This window comes from Helcococcus kunzii ATCC 51366 (assembly GCF_000245755.1).
GTDB classification, from domain to species: domain Bacteria; phylum Bacillota; class Clostridia; order Tissierellales; family Peptoniphilaceae; genus Helcococcus; species Helcococcus kunzii.
Genome location: NZ_JH601089.1, coordinates 19,892 through 35,099 on the forward strand (window position 1 = coordinate 19,892; position 15,208 = coordinate 35,099).

Sequence of the window (15,208 nt, forward strand, 5' to 3'; positions counted from 1 at the left end):
TACTTTTCTATGATATCCACCAAAATCCATCTCCATTTTGAAATAAGTTTCCGATTTCTTCAGAAATTAAATTTCCTTCTAAATCTCTTATTATAAATTTATTGTAGTATCTATAATCATCGGATGGACTTCCAGTTTCTTCATCAAATCCTTCTTCAATCCAGGCACCTATATATAAATTATTTTTATCGATAAAGTAAACAGATTCGTTATCAGGAAGCTCTAAACTTAATCGTTTTGGATAATAAGATTCAAATTGATTACCATCTTGTGAAATTAAATTTATACCATTTCCACAAATTGAAATATTATATAAATTTAATTCTTTCAAACTAAAGCTCTTCAATATATATGGCTCTTCTTGAGGTAAATATTCAATAATCTCCAGTAAATTTTCTTCTAATTTTACTCTTAAGAAATAGTAAAAATCATTCGAAAAGTAAACATTTCCTCCATAAGCAATATTTTTCTCAAGTGGGAATGGCTCATAAACTTTTCCAGTAAACATGTCATAGAATCTTATAATATTCCCCTTATATTCTCCTGTGGTGTCGTATCCTTTTTGTATATCAAATAAATCTTCTAATCCTGTCAACGAAAATCCGAATTTAGTTTGTCCATTTATAGTGTCTACATATTCTCCATATATGTTCTCAAATCTATTTGGAGTTTTTGTGTTTAAATAAGAAATATTTGGAGCTCCACTGGATAAAACATCAATCACATCTTCTGAAACCACGATGAAATGAGAAATTCTGTAATCTTTGTACATTTCATTGTCATTCCTAAATTGTCTTAGAAAATCGGAATCATCAAATCTATAAACAATTCCAATATTGTCATTATTTTTCATATCTTCTGTTGTGACCCAGACATCTTCTCTATATGACTCATTTGTCACTTTATATGAATATATATTATCCCAATCAAGCACCAGTTTTTCATTATCATATGGAGATGTTTTACTTAATATTATTATAAATTTACCATTTTTATATCCAACAAAATCTGTAAATCGATATTCTATAGATTTTTCATCATTTAGCCATGCTTTCCACTCTCTTCTTGACATGATTACTCCAATTAAATTTCTATACCTTTTTCTTTTAAATTTTCTATACACTCTTTTAAATACGTATCATTGTGTTCTTTATAAATTTTCCCACTAATATTTATGATTGAAAGATTGGTATATGGTTTGCACTTTTTCCCTCTATAATCTTTATCAAGCCATTCTTCCGAAACTTTATAACCTCTTTTTGTCATCTCTTCCATAACAAGCTTATGATATAAAAAAAGATAAAAAGGAGAATATTCAAATACATAATTAACTGTTGAATGCTTCTTAGCCCATCCATTACCACGTAACGCACAACATTCTCGATGTTGACCCAAGAGTTGTTGTCGTGGCAAAACTGGAATTAGATCTTGATGCCATAGTCTCATTGAATTTCTCCCTTTTTTAACATTATTCAAATCTTCCTTCAATTTTACTAATATGATTTTCTAAAATTTCATCTATTGATAAATCATACTTATTTACAAGTACTGTTAAATTATCAATTATATCGCCAATCTCTTCTTTTATGTCTTTCATATTTTCAGCTTTAGACTTTTCTATTTCATCAGGTCTATCACGACCAATTTCATATTTTCTAATTGCTTGCGCTAGTTCACCTACTTCTTCGCATAAATAATTCATTCTGATAAATACATTGTATTTGTCCCATGATCTTTTATTGTAAAACTCTTTATTCCATTGTTGAAATTCTTTTAAATTCATATAACTCCCTTAAAATTTTATTTCTTAATCAAGCCCCATTTTTCATCTATATAGCCTAGTGTTGTTTTGTTTTTATACCTGCCATTTATATCTCCTTAATTTAAAATATTCTTTATTATCTTCTAAAAATTAGCAAAATAAAGAATATCCCAGTTAAAATTAATATTAAAATAGATAAATATTGTTTCCTTTTATAGGCTAAATTTATTTCCATAATCCAGGTTGCTATTGCCAAACCCGCTGCTATAAATACTAAAGCTATAGCTATAGTGGTAAATATTGAATATAGTATGTTCGGGTAAGACAAATTAGAAATAATTATTATTAATATAAGAATTATGCCATTAGCTCCAAGTATGCTCGAAATTTTTCTAATTTTTTGTATTTTCATATCTTGATTGTTATCATCATTATTCAATTTATATCTCCTTAATTTATACCCGTTCTATCATCTACAATATGTAAAATGTCAGATAGGTTTCCCTTTAGATATTTATATAAAAATTGTGGATATACCGTAATATCGTGTAATTTTTCAAATTCAATCCACTGAACTTCTTCTTTTGCGCCATCTGTGGTTTGACCAATATATTTAATATCTAAGAAACCTTTTGGCTTCATTCTATAATAAAAACAAATTTCGTGGCACAATACACCTTCAAAACCAGGGTCGCTGCCCCAATAAATATTTTCATGAATAATTGCTAGTTTATCAATCTCATATATTTCTCCAGTTTCCTCAAAAACCTCTCTAACAACCGCTTTTTCAGAAGTCTCACCTAGATGGACCTCCCCTCCAACAGAATAATAATAATCCGTTACATTATTTTTCGCTAAAAGAATCTTATTATCTTCTACAATTATTGCTGCAGCCCTATATCTAAACCTATTCTTCTCCCTTAAAAAGCCACAGTCGTCATTAAATCTCTCAGATTCCTTAAAAAATTGATTCGATTCACTTAACAATTCCTTAATAACATCCGATTTATAGCATTGATATTTTTCCGGGTAATGTCTGTACAATCTGCTTGCTTCCTCTTTTATTTCTAAATATCTTTTAAAAGCATCTTCATTCGCACGCAAATAATCCCTAAATTTAAGCTCTTCTCTTGCCTTTTCACTACCTTTTGAATAAATGTGAATATGTGATAAATGATTAACCCCACTATTATCTAATTTCTGATAATACCTTCGTCCAGATATGCCATACTCCCCTTTTGGAATATATCCTAAATTTTCCATTTTATCGTTAAATTCATCAATTTTTACAATATCTTCAACTAACACTAGCACATCAACCGTATCTTTAGCCTTCATTCCTTCAATTGACGTTGATCCAAAATGATGAACACTCGCTACTTCATCACCCATAACCATATACATCTCTTTTTCAATAATATCGTATCTTTTTTTCCAATCGGGGTTATATTTGTGTAAAGTAATTTCTCTGTTCATATAGGCTCCTTGAATAATTTATTTATTTCATTATATTATAAATCAAATAAATTATTAACCTAAACTAAAATATTCTTTTTCTATTCCATTCTCGATTAATATTTTACTAATGGAATCATAAAATTTTAAAACTGCATTTGCTTTAGATGAATCTTCTGTATCTTCAAATATATAAAAAGATAAATTAGTCCCCCTAATTTTATGTAATTTGTTGTCAAATAATATTTCAAATGTATTATTATATCCATCCATAACTAACGGGCGTTCAGTTTCTGTGATATTTTTTAAATTTTCATTTTGTGTAATAACTTTTTTTATCTCTAAAATTACCTCATATGGCAAAGTACGTACTTTTTTATCATAAGTTGTTATACTTTTAGAATTGCTTATACAGATAATATTGTCTTTTTCTTTGTCATATATTTCAATACCATCTTTAGTTAGCCCTAAAGATGGAGATTTGGTATATTAAAATATTGGTTTATTTCCCATGGTTTGCTCCTTGTTAAAAACTACCTTTCATTACCTTCTTTATCAAATTTCTTATTCATCTTTATTTCCATAAATATTATAGAAATAATTACGAAAATTCTATAAAAACCTTCTATATCATCATATGGAACTATTTTGTTCTCTTAATATCCCATTTATGTTTTATTATAACTCCACGTTTTTTTACATCTTTATCAAGTACGGAATATTTTAAACCATATTTACGGTGAAGAATATCCATAAATTCTTTAGGATATCTTCCTATCCCTCCCGTCTTTATTTCAATATCATCATAATAAATATATAATTTCCAATGTTCTGCATCTTCTGTAAGGTTTTCAAAACCTTTATTATTCCATTCATTTACTTTAATATTCATTAAATCATCTATAAATTCGGTTTCATCATTAATTTCTAGAAAATTCGGTGTTCTATCCACTAAAAAATTTATCCTTGTATATTCTAATCCCTTCTCAAGGATAGATTCATAACCCAATTTATCTATAAAATAAAAAGATGTTAATAATCTAAACTTAAATCCTTTTAATTCTTTTTTCATAAAACACCTCTTATCATTATTGACTAATGGTTACATATTATCCCGTATCTCTTCCCAAATTTCATAAAAAGATTTTCCGTCAAATATTTTATCCCTAAAACCTTTAAAAATACTAAGATATGTTCTTTGATCATTTATAAATCCGATAGTAACTTCTCTATCTACTATAACTATTGAATCTTTTCCATTATAAGTGAATTCAAGTCCATTCCTCAAGATTCTCCAATCTTTTGTTGTAAAACTGGCATTACCTTTAATAATTTCCTTAAAATCATCTACCAAATATTGTGTAAAAAATTCATCATCTGAAATTACAATATGTTTCTTATCTGGAAATTCTTCAGAAAACATAGCTAAATTATATGTAAGCTCATTATTTGCTACCTTGCTTGCTTCAACAATAACTTTTTCTCTTGAATACTTTAATATTATTTTTTCCCATTCCAAAGATTGTTCGCCAAATATATTAAAATATTTGAATCCACCCGTTAATAATTTTTTTACAGTTTCTTCAATGATACTTTTATTCTTTATATGATGAGCTATAATGTAGCAATAATCTCCTTCTATCTCTTTTATTTTCATAAAATGAGTATCAAGAATCATAATATTTTCAGTAATCCATTCATACAAATAATACACTTTTAAACCTCATGTAAAAAAATCTTTATTTTAATTTTTGTCCATTTCCCTTTGAATTCAATTTGTACGATTCTTCCGAATAATATTTTTCCAGCATCCATTAATCTTGAAAAGATTAGATTATCTTGTTTTGGGACATAACCTATTTTTTCATCTGTTTCTGTTTGTATTTTTATGGCTTTTGAATCAAATTCATTATTCGGTTCTCTAAAGAATAATAATTTTTTTCCTCTATACAAAGTGTTTTTTATCTCTTCCATATTTTCTATATGTGTAGTCCCGGCAACATAAGTGTCGAATAAAAATATTTCCCTTTCAAAAGGTCTTGGAATATCAATATTTGAACCACCTCTATGTAATACATCAATAAGCTTATTTTTATTAACTTTAGTTAAATCATTCATATCAATTCTCCAAAAGTTCTTTTATTCTTTCTTGTAAAGCATCGACAGCTTCTTGATAATCTGAAATGTTTTCCATTATTTCAGCAATTAGATTTTCTTTCTTTTCTTCATTATCTAAATATTGTTTCAAAATATATGGGTAGGAATTTTTTATCTCATCAATTTCTTGATTAATTTTTTCCAGTAAACTATCTAATCTGTTTTTTTCACTTTTTAATTCCTTTAAGGAATTTGATGTCTCTAGCTCTATATCTTTACCTTCTATAATTTCATAAATTATTCTAATATTTTCTAAATTTCCATTTTTGTATGATTCCACCGCATTAATAAATAGCATCTTATCAGTTTCGCTAATATTAGGATTTAAGTCTGGATGGAGCATTTTAACAATTTTTTTATATTTCTTTTTTATTTCTTCTACACTTTCTGAAGGCAAAGTTTCTAAATTACTCCTTTTAATAGCCTTGTTAATATCTCTTATTTTATCTTCCAATTTTTTCTGATATTCAATAAACTCATTGTCTAATTCTTGTTCTACATCTTCAATATCTATTTTCTCTTGTCTATTTATATATGTTTGAATTATATCTCTCTTTCTTCTAAGCCTCAAATATTCAGTATATAGCTCATATAACTTAAGTTCTAAATTACCAATTGAAAGCATGTATTCCATCTTAATATTTTCACATATATTAAATTTTAATACATCTCTCTCTAAAAACTTATCATTCAAATCATCTTTTAATTTTTTTATTTCTTCCTGTAATTTCTTTATATCTGGAAATTCAATAATATTAGACATAATCTTATCCTTGTTAATTATTTATTACTTTAATTGTATACTATAAGGAAAACGAAAACAACTTGTAAATCTCAAAGGACAATTCAATTTTTCGCAACAAAAAAAGCCCCAAAATCATTAGAGCTTTTTAATGTTGTATATATAGTTTTAAAATAAAAGAACAATACTAAATGCAATGACAAACATTCCAACGCATAAACCATAAATTGAGTTGTGATGCCCGCCATATTTTTCTGCAGTTGGCAATAATTTGTCTACAGATATAAACACCATGATACCTGCTACAATAGAAAAAATTACTCCAAACATGGCTGCAGAGGTAAAAGATCTTAAAAATAGATATGCAATTATACCTCCCAGCGGCTCAAATAAGCCTGATAAAAATGCATAATATATAGCTTTCTTTTTACTTCCTGTTGAATAATAAATTGGAATGGAAACTGTCATTCCTTCTGGAATGTTATGTATGGCTATCGCTATCGCAATTGTTATACCAAGTTTTGGATCATGCATAGCTGCAACAAAGGTCGCTAAACCTTCGGGAAAATTATGTAATGCTATCGCTAGGGCAGATTTAATACCCGTTTCGTATAATTCTTGATCTCCAAGATGTGCCAATTCTCTTTTCTCTTTTTCTGTATATGAATAATACTCGTGAGGATTATCTTTTTCTGGTACAACTTTATCTATAATAGCATTTACGAAAAAACCAATAAAAAATCCCAAACAAGCTAAAATAAAACCATTCTTTTCACCATATACATTTTGAAGGGAAGATAATGCACTTGGAAACATGTCAACAAATGAAAGGAAAATCATTATACCTGCCGAAAAACCTAGTGATAATGATAAAAATTTAGTATTATCCAATTTTGACCTTAGTACAATTAATCCACCTATTCCGGTTGCTAAACCTGCAATTACAGTCAATAAGACTGCCGTTATTATATTTTCCATTTTCACCTCTTCTTATGATATTTTATTAACCAGAGTAGCAAATATTAAATTACCATACCCGACTAATTTAGTCAAGATTAAAATAAAATTTTTTGAGATGAGATGTTATTTTAAAAATCGGGCACTTTTTTCAAGTTGTACTTGAAAAAAGTGCCCATATCTTATCTAATTTCCTTAAATAAGGAAAAATCAAAAATATTTGTCTATTTCTTTATAATTTACATATTCTACACCATTAAATTTAGAATATGATTTTCCTGTGTATATAATTTTAGGATTCATTACTGAATCTTCTGATTCAACAAAATAAAGTAAATTTTTTGAGAATGATTTATTTGGTGTCATTGAAGTTTTAATCTCATAAGGATATAAATTTATTCCTTGTTTAAGTAACAAATCTATTTCTATTCCTTTTACTGTTCTCATATAATAAAGATTATTATCTCTATTTTGATTTAATCTTTTCTTTAATACTTCACTTACTATCAAATTTTCGAAAAGATTTCCTCGTAATGGATCACGATTCATTTGTGTTTCATTTTCTATACCAAGTAAATAAGTTGCCAATCCGACTTCTGTAAAATAGATTTTTGGTGATTTTATATATTGTTTTGTTATATTAGAAAAATATGGTTTTAATTTATACACTATAAAAGACGCTTCTAATACAGATAACCATTCTGATAATGTTGTAGAAGAAACACCCACCTCTCCAGACATAGCGGATAAATTAACAACTTGACCAACTCTTCCAGCTAATAATGTAAGAAATCTTATAAAACTATCTAATTTTTTTATTTCTAACATTTCTCTAAGATCTTTCTCAACATATGTATTTAAATAATCGCGATAATAAACATAAGCTTCTCTAGATCCTTTCCTGTATAATTCAGGCATTCCTCCTTTAATTAAAAGGTTGTCTAAACTTAAATTTTCTAATAAATCCTCTTTTAATAATTCATTCATACTCAAAGGAAGTAAAGAGAGAATGCTAGTTCTTCCAGCAAGTGATTGAGATATGCCCTTTTGAAGACTTGGTTGATGACTTCCAGTTAAAATAAATCGTCCATTTTTTAGCCTATCTTCATCTACTTTAACTTGAATTACAGAAAGTATTTCAGGAACCCTTTGTACTTCATCAATTATTAAAGGTTCTGGATATGTTTCAAAAAAACCAATATAGTCTTCTTTCGCTAATTCTCTTGCGACAGGATCTTCTAAATTTACATAGGTATATTCTGGAAATAATTCTTTAACTAAAGTAGTTTTTCCAGATTGCCTTGGCCCCAAAATAGTAATAACTGGCACTTGTTCTTTTAATTTTATTAGGCTGTCAGATATTTCTCTATTTATCATAAAACCCTCCTTTAGAATATTATTTTATATTAATTATAAAAAATACGGGCACTTTTTTCAAGTTGTACTTGAAAAAAGTGCCCGTATTTTATCTAATTTCCTTGTTTAAGGAAATTATGTGTTGTTATTTTCTACGCAAACCAACCGCCATTATATTTTTTTGTGCATTTCCAATAATTAATATTCCAACTATAAAAGCGATCATCATTGCTATCAACACAAACATTACTTTTTCTAGATACATAAATAATGAAGAAAATATAAGCCCAATCCCCATCACTAATAAACCTAAAGAAAACTGCTTAGAATATAATTTTAAATTTTCTGATTTGATGTTTTTTGTGTGATAACTATGAATATAACTTATATTCCCATTATATATTTTATATGAAAAATACAATAAAGTTATAGCTACTATATCTACAATTAATATTCCTATAACCATACAACTCCCTCCACTTTATACTATTTATTTTCTTCATTTCTTTAATTTTATTAAATCGCTAATTTCTAATTTTATCTTATGACAAATATTTTTCAAAAATCATTTTATAAGCTTCGATAAAATCTAGATATTGAGATAATGGCATTCTTTCATTTATCTTATGATTTAACACAGGAACTCCTGGTCCAAATACTGCTAATTCAATATTTTTATTAGCTCTAATAAATTGTGCAGCATCTGTAGTGCCAGATACAGCAATTGGTTGAATGGCTTCTGTATCACCTAAAAGTTCTGATACAAAACTTAAATCTGTGTCTAATAAATCTTCCATAGATTTAATTAAGTTTTTTGGTTTAATATCTTCATAATCATTTACAACTTCCTGAATTACTTTTATTAGCTCTGAGTCAGGTTTTGTCTCAACTGGAGATTGATTTGCCGTAACTATTAATTCAAAATTATTTTTACTTTCTTTGTTAAATTGATTAATTATATTTTGTATATCATTTATTACATCTTCGCTGCTATATTCTGGAATAGTTCTTGCGTTCGCTTCATATTCTGCATAATCTGGAATAGAGTTTACCTGAGTCCCACCCTTAACCAAAGTTATATTATGAATTGTTTTACCAAGTACTTTATTTACGTGTTTTTCAATGTTCTCATTAATTTTAACTGTTATCTCATTTATCAACTTCAGTAAATTTTCTATAGCATTATTTCCTGTTTCAGGTGCTGAAGAATGTGCAGCTAATTCTTTTGAAGTCACTTTATAGTTTAATGAACCTTTGTGAGCATAGACAATGCCTATATTTACCGGCTCTCCAATCAACATAGCATCAATATTATCAGCATGCCCTTCATCAGTTAGTTGCTTAGAACCCAGCTCTCCTATCTCTTCACCAACAGTAGCTAGAAGTCTAATTTTACCCTTAAATTTTTTACTATTATGTAGATCAATCATTGCTAAAACAAGAGCTGCCAATCCAGACTTCATATCAGAAGCGCCCCTGCCCCAAATAACATCATTTTTTATTATTCCAGCATAAGGTGGTTTATCCCATTCTTCCTCATTTCCGGCATTTACAACATCCATATGTCCTGAAATTGCTAAAGTTTTTCCTTCACCATTACTTATCTCAGCGACTAAACTACATCTGCCTTCATCAAACTCAACCAGTTCAGATTCTATACCATTTTCATTTAATAGATAGCAACTTCTTTTTCATTATTATTTTCTGTCTTAATTTTAAGAATGTCTTGTAAAACTTTTATACTTTTTTTCTTGTCCATGATATCCCCCTCTTTTCAAGCAACTTTATCACTAGTATCTTTACCCTTAATCAAGTCTATGATAGCTATTTTCATGAAGAATATTATATCTTTCTTTATTTCCTTTCATAATCCTTCCATTAAACGGTATTTCGTAGCCATAGACTTTACCTAAATGATTTACTTTTAAAATTACCTTGTTCCACTTCTCATCCTCAGTAAATTCTTCAATTTCATTCCAAGGTATCAATACGAATGGTGACTTGTCGCTAAATGACATTTCTTTTTCATGTATACCCTTTTCGTCAAAATAAAGAATAAAATTCCTACTTGAATCCATATTTCGATAAATAGTACTTATTGTCGCTTTTAGAAGAGACTTTGCAAAAGAATTATGTTTCATTGCAATAAGATAATTATCTGTTTCTCCAAATTCATCTTTCACAAAACTATAAAGTTCATCGCTACTAGTCAAAAATATTCCCATATTTTCCTCCTATTCTTCAAAAATAAACACTTCTTTTATATCTTTCTCTAATACTTTACATATTTTATATGCTGTTTCAATCGTTGGACTGATCATTTTATTTTCATACGCCATTATTGAACGTCTCTTTAATCCAACAGCCTTAGCAAGTTTATGCTGAGAAAGTCCCTTTTCTTTTCTAAACTCTTCTATTCGATTATCAATCTTTATCTCGCCCAATACGACCCCCTAAACAAATATGGTTACATTTATAGTACATAGTATGTTACATTTATAGTACCATATAAATAATTTTAAAACAAAAAAGACCTATGAATTTTCTCATAAGTCTTAATAATAAACGTCTAATTTTTCAGAATTTAAATGATTTCAGAAAACTTTCTTCCCATTTATCTCTTTTCCCTGAGAGATAAATTTTACCAAACTCATCAATAAGTCCATGAAATTCCTGAGCTTCTTGTAATGTAAAATTTTCTTTTATAAGATTTATTTCTCTATGAAGAGATTTATAATTGGTATAAATTTTCCCTGTCAATCGACTAAAAAGTCTTCTAGCATATGTATCGCTTATAAATACTATTCGATCAAAAACATAAAGTAATAAAACATCGGCAGTTTCTTCACCAATACCATGAAAACTTAGTAATGTATCTCGAAGAGTTTCTGTTTCTGTAAAAATCTTATTTACAATGTCAGGATTATATTGATACTTCTCATACCATACGAAAAAATTATGAATCCCACGAGCTTTATTCTTAAAAAATCCTGAAGGTCTTATTAATGTTTCTAAGTTTTCCAAATCAAGTTTTCGAATCTTTTCAGGTATAAAATTTGTAGACTCTTGTAAATTGTAAAGAGACTTCGTTACATTATTCCAATTGGTATTTTGTGTAAGAAATGCTCCAAGTATAATTTCATCTTTACTCTCTGCAGGCCACCATCCCTGAGGTCCCATGTTGTCGTAAATGAAGTTATATAGTCGTTTTAATTTCATTTAGAATCCTTTTGTTATGTTTTTAATTTAATAGTTAAAATACCTTCTATAATTCAAGTGTGCTCGGCTAGTTAAAAACAGAACCCACACGGTGACTGCTGATAAAATTCCTAATAGTGAATAACCTAAAATATTTCCACCATTATGTACCAACATATAAATGGAGAAAACCAACATACAAAGAAGTAGAATGAGTCCATTTAGATATGTATTTCTCAAATGCTTATATTCATTTGCAATATCGAATGGATCTGTTAATAAAGGTTGATTTTGTCCTACATTTTCTGCAATCAAAATTTCTCTATTAAAATTTGTAAATCCTGTTGCAATTTTAGCACTTGATTCAGCAAAAGGTCTTAATCTAACCTTACCAAATGAAACATTTCCTTGGTTTAATGGTGCAAAGAATGTATTACTACCGTTCTCTTCTAACATTCTGACATAATCTTTTATTTCATTCCAAGGTTTAGTACCAACGAACTGAGTTGTATAACTATATTTTTTATTTGTTTTTTCAAATTTATATATAAATCTTTTTACCGAAACAAGTCTATATCCCTCATTAGATATCTTATTTAACCATGGCTCCAATTGACTTACTGGATCAATAAAGAATTTAATTTTTATCATTACTTTCCCCCCCTATTTCGTCTATAAGATTCTGCAGTCTTTTCAGTCTTATTTTTTCATTATTAACTTGTTCCTTACCCTCTTCAGTAATTATGTAATTAATTTTGCCATCTTCTCTTGAACTTTCTGCAATCCATCCTTTTTTAGAAAGATTTTTTATTGCGCCATAAAGTGTTCCCATACCTAATACAACCCTACCTTTAGTCTTTTCTTCAATAAAAAGTTTAATTCCATAACCATGCAATTCTTCATAGACAGATAGCAAGACTAATAAAGATGTCTCTGTAAGTGCTCCACCTGATACATTATCCCTCATAAAATCACCTCTTCTTATATATCACTAAACGTAGTATTGCTTTAAATAAAGTATATCACTAAACGTAGTATAAGTAAAGTAATTTAATGGAAATATTCTCTTAATAAAATGAACGATTTTCTCTATAAGATATAAAATATTGTGTGAAAGCTAGAAAGTTAAACTTTAGGAGGTTAATCGTGTTAGTAGAATTGAAAGCAAAATCTCAAGTTACTATCCCAAAAGACATAATTTATTCCCTAAATTTATCAAAAGGCGATTAATTATAACAGAACATATATTTGTTTTTTATTTTTACTAAAAAATAGACAGAATTATATTACTCCTAAATTTCAAAACTAGTTCTAGGCAGCTGAATCACAGTATCAACTCCATGTTTTTCACAATAATTTACAAGTTCAAACATAACGAGATCCGTTCTTTCTGCAATTTTTGGCATTCCTTTGGTAGGCTCATCTAAAGGTCTAAAAAAATTATCCCAATGTATTGGAATGACAAGTTTCGCAGCAGTAACACCTATGGTTTCATCGAAAAACTCTTTTCTTTTTTCTTTATTCTTTATTCATTTTCATTACACCTGCTAAAGCCAAATACAAAACATCCGTCTCATATCCATCTAACCTACTTTTAATATAATTACAGCTTGGATGAATTAAATATCTCTTCCCTTTATTTTCGATGTAAAAATCATAAGAGCCACCCTCTTTAAAATTTTTCAGATTTTGATAATCCTTTAATGGCTCTGTTATCTCTTCACCTAAATCGTCATTAAACGCATTTGGTTTCGAATGAATAGATGGGATTATCGTGATTTTGAAATCTCCAATTTTGTATGAACGATACTCCTCAAAGACTTCAATTTGACTACTTTCAACATTCTGACCAAGAGCAATATTTTTCGTGGTTATACTTCCATATATCTTCGCCCCCATTTTTTTAGCAATATATGGGACATCCATAACATGATCATAGTGGGAATGTGAAACGAAAATAGCATCAACTTTATTTATCCCATGCTTTTTCAACATTTTATCAATCAGTTTATCATCACTTGAAACCTTTTTAAATAGATACTGCATTATGGTAGGTCTTGTAAAATGCGCATCAAAGAGAATATGATTGTCCCCATCATCAAATAATAAGGTGGTTGTTCCAAAACTTGTAATTTTCATAGGCAATCTCCTAACAAAACTTTAATGTGTATTTTGTGCTAATCTCTTTCCAATCACATAACCTTGAGTATAATTGTGTCCAAGATTTAATCCAGACAATGTTAATGGATAATCGTAAGAACCATAGAAATTACCGGCAAGATTTCCTATTGCATAAACCCCTTCAATAGGTCTCATGTCATCATCTAATGGTCTAAGATTTCCGTCAACTTCAATTCCGCTGCAAATCATTGTAAGTCTTAAATGACGATGTGTCCCGTAATATGGAGGATTTTCAATTGGATAAAGATATTTTGCATCTTTGCCGAACTCTGTATCTTCTTGATTTTTCGCCATTTCATTATAACGAGCTATTGTTTTCTTAAACTCTTCTTTGTCTTTTATTTCAAGTTTTTCTGCCAGCTCTTCTAAAGTATCCGCTTTAAATGTTTTTATTAAATCAATAAGTACACCCTCTCTATCAGCATCTTCTTCTGGCATATACTTTTTAAGCTCATCTAATTTAGCTAAATTAAATCCCCATTCTTCAGCATTTTCTAAATAATTAGCATCAAATATTTCTGCATAGTGTCCAGAATTCTTTTCATCTAAAAGGAAACAATTCATGTATTCCATGCCATTTTCTTCATTACAAAATCTCTTACCATTCAATTTTACTCTTAATAGTGGTGCTTGCATGTTAGAACTTGGACCAGCATCCATATCGTGAACCATTTTTGTATGACCGATTAGTTCCATATGTCCGCCTGCATCTATAATCATCTTATGGCCATCACCACTTCTACCAAACTTTTTAGTTTCTAAATTCAATACAGCAGGAATGTAATGAGATTTCATTTGTTCATCATTTTGATAATCTCCAGTACCTATAACAACCCCATTTTTTGCTCTAAACTCAATAACACCTTTATCAGATTTTCCATAAACACCGACAACTCTATTGCCCTCTTTTATTAATTTAATCGCAGGAGTATTATAGTAAAAATCTACACCTTTAGCTTCCGCCAGTTTTGATAAATCCTTCATCGCTTCGCCTGCATCATAAGGCTTAGGTCCATAAAAAGCTGTGACAAAATCTAAGTCCAAATCATTATCTTTCATAAACTTCTTATGAGGTCCATTTCCTAAAGAAGATATACCAGCACCAGCTTCTTTACTCTTTTCAATTAACCATTCTAGCGCCTCTCCAGAATTTTCAACATACATTTCATAAAGTTCTTTATTAGGCCTTAAATCACTTTCTTTTAAGAAAATTGATATAAGCTTTGCCAAGTCTTTCTTATTTGATTTTTCAAAATCAATCCCCACTCCAATATGGCCACAAGCACTCGCTTCTTTTTCCTTCTGGATAACACATACTTTCGCGCCCAGTTCTGCAGCCTTTAAAGCACAAGGCACCCCAGGAGTACCTGCACCTACAACAACAATATCATATTACCTTG

Annotated in this window: 21 protein-coding genes and 1 pseudogene; 1 reads left to right on the forward strand and 21 read right to left on the reverse strand. The window is 28.8% G+C overall.

Annotated elements, in window-relative coordinates:
• Positions 1-7 precede the first annotated feature (7 nt).
• The 19 genes from HMPREF9709_RS09730 to HMPREF9709_RS08870 all read right to left on the reverse strand — a co-directional run bounded on the left by HMPREF9709_RS09730 (position 8) and on the right by HMPREF9709_RS08870 (position 12,594).
• Positions 8-1,072: a hypothetical protein gene (locus HMPREF9709_RS09730; protein WP_005399262.1), complete on the reverse strand. Its 1,065-nt coding sequence runs from the start codon at positions 1,070-1,072 to the stop codon at positions 8-10.
• Positions 1,073-1,083: 11 nt separating this feature from the next.
• On the reverse strand, positions 1,084-1,476 hold the full coding sequence (locus tag HMPREF9709_RS08780) for a TIGR02328 family protein (RefSeq protein WP_245527517.1): 393 nt from the start codon (positions 1,474-1,476) through the stop codon (positions 1,084-1,086).
• Positions 1,469-1,783 carry a MazG nucleotide pyrophosphohydrolase domain-containing protein gene (locus HMPREF9709_RS08785; protein WP_005399264.1) on the reverse strand — a complete coding sequence of 105 codons (315 nt, stop codon included), beginning with the start codon at positions 1,781-1,783 and terminating at the stop codon, positions 1,469-1,471. Before HMPREF9709_RS08785 ends, HMPREF9709_RS08780 begins: the two co-directional genes overlap by 8 nt.
• Positions 1,784-1,898: 115 nt before the next feature.
• Positions 1,899-2,201, reverse strand: a complete 303-nt coding sequence (locus HMPREF9709_RS08790; RefSeq protein ID WP_005399265.1) for a hypothetical protein — start codon at positions 2,199-2,201, stop codon at positions 1,899-1,901.
• A gap of 11 nt (positions 2,202-2,212) precedes the next feature.
• A complete protein-coding gene (locus HMPREF9709_RS09860) occupies positions 2,213-3,238 on the reverse strand; it encodes a GrpB family protein (protein ID WP_005399266.1) in 1,026 nt (341 codons plus the stop codon).
• Positions 3,239-3,292: 54 nt separating this feature from the next.
• On the reverse strand, positions 3,293-3,580 hold the full coding sequence (locus HMPREF9709_RS08805) for a hypothetical protein (RefSeq protein WP_005399267.1): 288 nt from the start codon (positions 3,578-3,580) through the stop codon (positions 3,293-3,295).
• Positions 3,581-3,860: 280 nt separating this feature from the next.
• The gene (locus tag HMPREF9709_RS08810; RefSeq protein ID WP_005399268.1) at positions 3,861-4,289 is read right to left on the reverse strand and encodes a hypothetical protein; all 429 of its coding nucleotides are present in this window, start codon (positions 4,287-4,289) and stop codon (positions 3,861-3,863) included.
• A 30-nt stretch (positions 4,290-4,319) separates the two neighbouring features.
• Positions 4,320-4,931, reverse strand: coding sequence for a hypothetical protein (locus HMPREF9709_RS08815; protein ID WP_005399269.1), 612 nt, complete (start codon positions 4,929-4,931; stop codon positions 4,320-4,322).
• A 2-nt stretch (positions 4,932-4,933) separates the two neighbouring features.
• Complete coding sequence (locus HMPREF9709_RS08820) at positions 4,934-5,335, reverse strand: HIRAN domain-containing protein (protein ID WP_005399270.1); 402 nt, start codon at positions 5,333-5,335, stop codon at positions 4,934-4,936.
• A gap of 1 nt (position 5,336) precedes the next feature.
• Positions 5,337-6,137 carry a coiled-coil domain-containing protein gene (locus tag HMPREF9709_RS08825; protein WP_005399271.1) on the reverse strand — a complete coding sequence of 267 codons (801 nt, stop codon included), beginning with the start codon at positions 6,135-6,137 and terminating at the stop codon, positions 5,337-5,339.
• Positions 6,138-6,284: 147 nt separating this feature from the next.
• Entirely contained in the window at positions 6,285-7,094 is an 810-nt protein-coding gene (gene zupT / locus HMPREF9709_RS08830; RefSeq protein ID WP_005399272.1) for a zinc transporter ZupT, read from the reverse strand.
• A 189-nt stretch (positions 7,095-7,283) separates the two neighbouring features.
• Positions 7,284-8,450, reverse strand: a complete 1,167-nt coding sequence (locus HMPREF9709_RS08835) for an ATP-binding protein (RefSeq protein ID WP_005399273.1) — start codon at positions 8,448-8,450, stop codon at positions 7,284-7,286.
• A 124-nt stretch (positions 8,451-8,574) separates the two neighbouring features.
• Positions 8,575-8,895 carry a hypothetical protein gene (locus HMPREF9709_RS08840; RefSeq protein WP_005399274.1) on the reverse strand — a complete coding sequence of 107 codons (321 nt, stop codon included), beginning with the start codon at positions 8,893-8,895 and terminating at the stop codon, positions 8,575-8,577.
• A gap of 76 nt (positions 8,896-8,971) precedes the next feature.
• A complete protein-coding gene (locus tag HMPREF9709_RS08845) occupies positions 8,972-10,087 on the reverse strand; it encodes an ArgE/DapE family deacylase (RefSeq protein ID WP_211204526.1) in 1,116 nt (371 codons plus the stop codon).
• Between the two features lie 147 nt (positions 10,088-10,234).
• A complete protein-coding gene (locus HMPREF9709_RS08850; protein WP_005399277.1) occupies positions 10,235-10,654 on the reverse strand; it encodes a hypothetical protein in 420 nt (139 codons plus the stop codon).
• 9 nt (positions 10,655-10,663) lie between these two features.
• On the reverse strand, positions 10,664-10,873 hold the full coding sequence (locus tag HMPREF9709_RS08855; protein ID WP_005399278.1) for a helix-turn-helix transcriptional regulator: 210 nt from the start codon (positions 10,871-10,873) through the stop codon (positions 10,664-10,666).
• Positions 10,874-11,006: 133 nt separating this feature from the next.
• Positions 11,007-11,648 carry an endonuclease III domain-containing protein gene (locus tag HMPREF9709_RS08860; protein WP_005399279.1) on the reverse strand — a complete coding sequence of 214 codons (642 nt, stop codon included), beginning with the start codon at positions 11,646-11,648 and terminating at the stop codon, positions 11,007-11,009.
• 27 nt (positions 11,649-11,675) lie between these two features.
• Complete coding sequence (locus HMPREF9709_RS08865) at positions 11,676-12,278, reverse strand: DUF2812 domain-containing protein (protein WP_005399280.1); 603 nt, start codon at positions 12,276-12,278, stop codon at positions 11,676-11,678.
• A complete protein-coding gene (locus HMPREF9709_RS08870; RefSeq protein ID WP_005399281.1) occupies positions 12,265-12,594 on the reverse strand; it encodes a PadR family transcriptional regulator in 330 nt (109 codons plus the stop codon). The genes HMPREF9709_RS08865 and HMPREF9709_RS08870 overlap by 14 nt, the downstream gene beginning before the upstream one ends.
• 179 nt (positions 12,595-12,773) lie before the next feature.
• Between HMPREF9709_RS08870 and HMPREF9709_RS10370 the strand changes: the two are divergent.
• A pseudogene (locus tag HMPREF9709_RS10370) lies at positions 12,774-12,854 on the forward strand (AbrB/MazE/SpoVT family DNA-binding domain-containing protein); the annotation flags it as partial.
• A gap of 291 nt (positions 12,855-13,145) precedes the next feature.
• Here the strand turns inward: HMPREF9709_RS10370 and HMPREF9709_RS08875 are convergent.
• Together HMPREF9709_RS08875 and HMPREF9709_RS08880 are read right to left on the reverse strand one after the other, a co-directional pair.
• Positions 13,146-13,766 carry an MBL fold metallo-hydrolase gene (locus tag HMPREF9709_RS08875; RefSeq protein WP_005399282.1) on the reverse strand — a complete coding sequence of 207 codons (621 nt, stop codon included), beginning with the start codon at positions 13,764-13,766 and terminating at the stop codon, positions 13,146-13,148.
• A gap of 21 nt (positions 13,767-13,787) precedes the next feature.
• Entirely contained in the window at positions 13,788-15,194 is a 1,407-nt protein-coding gene (locus HMPREF9709_RS08880; RefSeq protein ID WP_083831410.1) for an FAD-dependent oxidoreductase, read from the reverse strand.
• Positions 15,195-15,208 lie beyond the last annotated feature (14 nt).

What these genes read in the sequence shown, in the direction of transcription:
- HMPREF9709_RS09730 (WP_005399262.1), bottom strand. Translation starts at nt 1,072, where the DNA reads ATGTCAAGAAGAGAGTGGAAAGCATGGCTAAATGATGAAAAATCTATA.
- HMPREF9709_RS08785 (WP_005399264.1), bottom strand. Translation starts at nt 1,783, where the DNA reads ATGAATTTAAAAGAATTTCAACAATGGAATAAAGAGTTTTACAATAAA.
- HMPREF9709_RS09860 (WP_005399266.1), bottom strand. Translation starts at nt 3,238, where the DNA reads ATGAACAGAGAAATTACTTTACACAAATATAACCCCGATTGGAAAAAA.
- HMPREF9709_RS08810 (WP_005399268.1), bottom strand. Translation starts at nt 4,289, where the DNA reads ATGAAAAAAGAATTAAAAGGATTTAAGTTTAGATTATTAACATCTTTT.
- HMPREF9709_RS08820 (WP_005399270.1), bottom strand. Translation starts at nt 5,335, where the DNA reads ATGAATGATTTAACTAAAGTTAATAAAAATAAGCTTATTGATGTATTA.
- HMPREF9709_RS08825 (WP_005399271.1), bottom strand. Translation starts at nt 6,137, where the DNA reads ATGTCTAATATTATTGAATTTCCAGATATAAAGAAATTACAGGAAGAA.
- zupT (WP_005399272.1), bottom strand. Translation starts at nt 7,094, where the DNA reads ATGGAAAATATAATAACGGCAGTCTTATTGACTGTAATTGCAGGTTTA.
- HMPREF9709_RS08835 (WP_005399273.1), bottom strand. Translation starts at nt 8,450, where the DNA reads ATGATAAATAGAGAAATATCTGACAGCCTAATAAAATTAAAAGAACAA.
- HMPREF9709_RS08840 (WP_005399274.1), bottom strand. Translation starts at nt 8,895, where the DNA reads ATGGTTATAGGAATATTAATTGTAGATATAGTAGCTATAACTTTATTG.
- HMPREF9709_RS08850 (WP_005399277.1), bottom strand. Translation starts at nt 10,654, where the DNA reads ATGGGAATATTTTTGACTAGTAGCGATGAACTTTATAGTTTTGTGAAA.
- HMPREF9709_RS08860 (WP_005399279.1), bottom strand. Translation starts at nt 11,648, where the DNA reads ATGAAATTAAAACGACTATATAACTTCATTTACGACAACATGGGACCT.
- HMPREF9709_RS08865 (WP_005399280.1), bottom strand. Translation starts at nt 12,278, where the DNA reads ATGATAAAAATTAAATTCTTTATTGATCCAGTAAGTCAATTGGAGCCA.
- HMPREF9709_RS08870 (WP_005399281.1), bottom strand. Translation starts at nt 12,594, where the DNA reads ATGAGGGATAATGTATCAGGTGGAGCACTTACAGAGACATCTTTATTA.
- HMPREF9709_RS08875 (WP_005399282.1), bottom strand. Translation starts at nt 13,766, where the DNA reads ATGAAAATTACAAGTTTTGGAACAACCACCTTATTATTTGATGATGGG.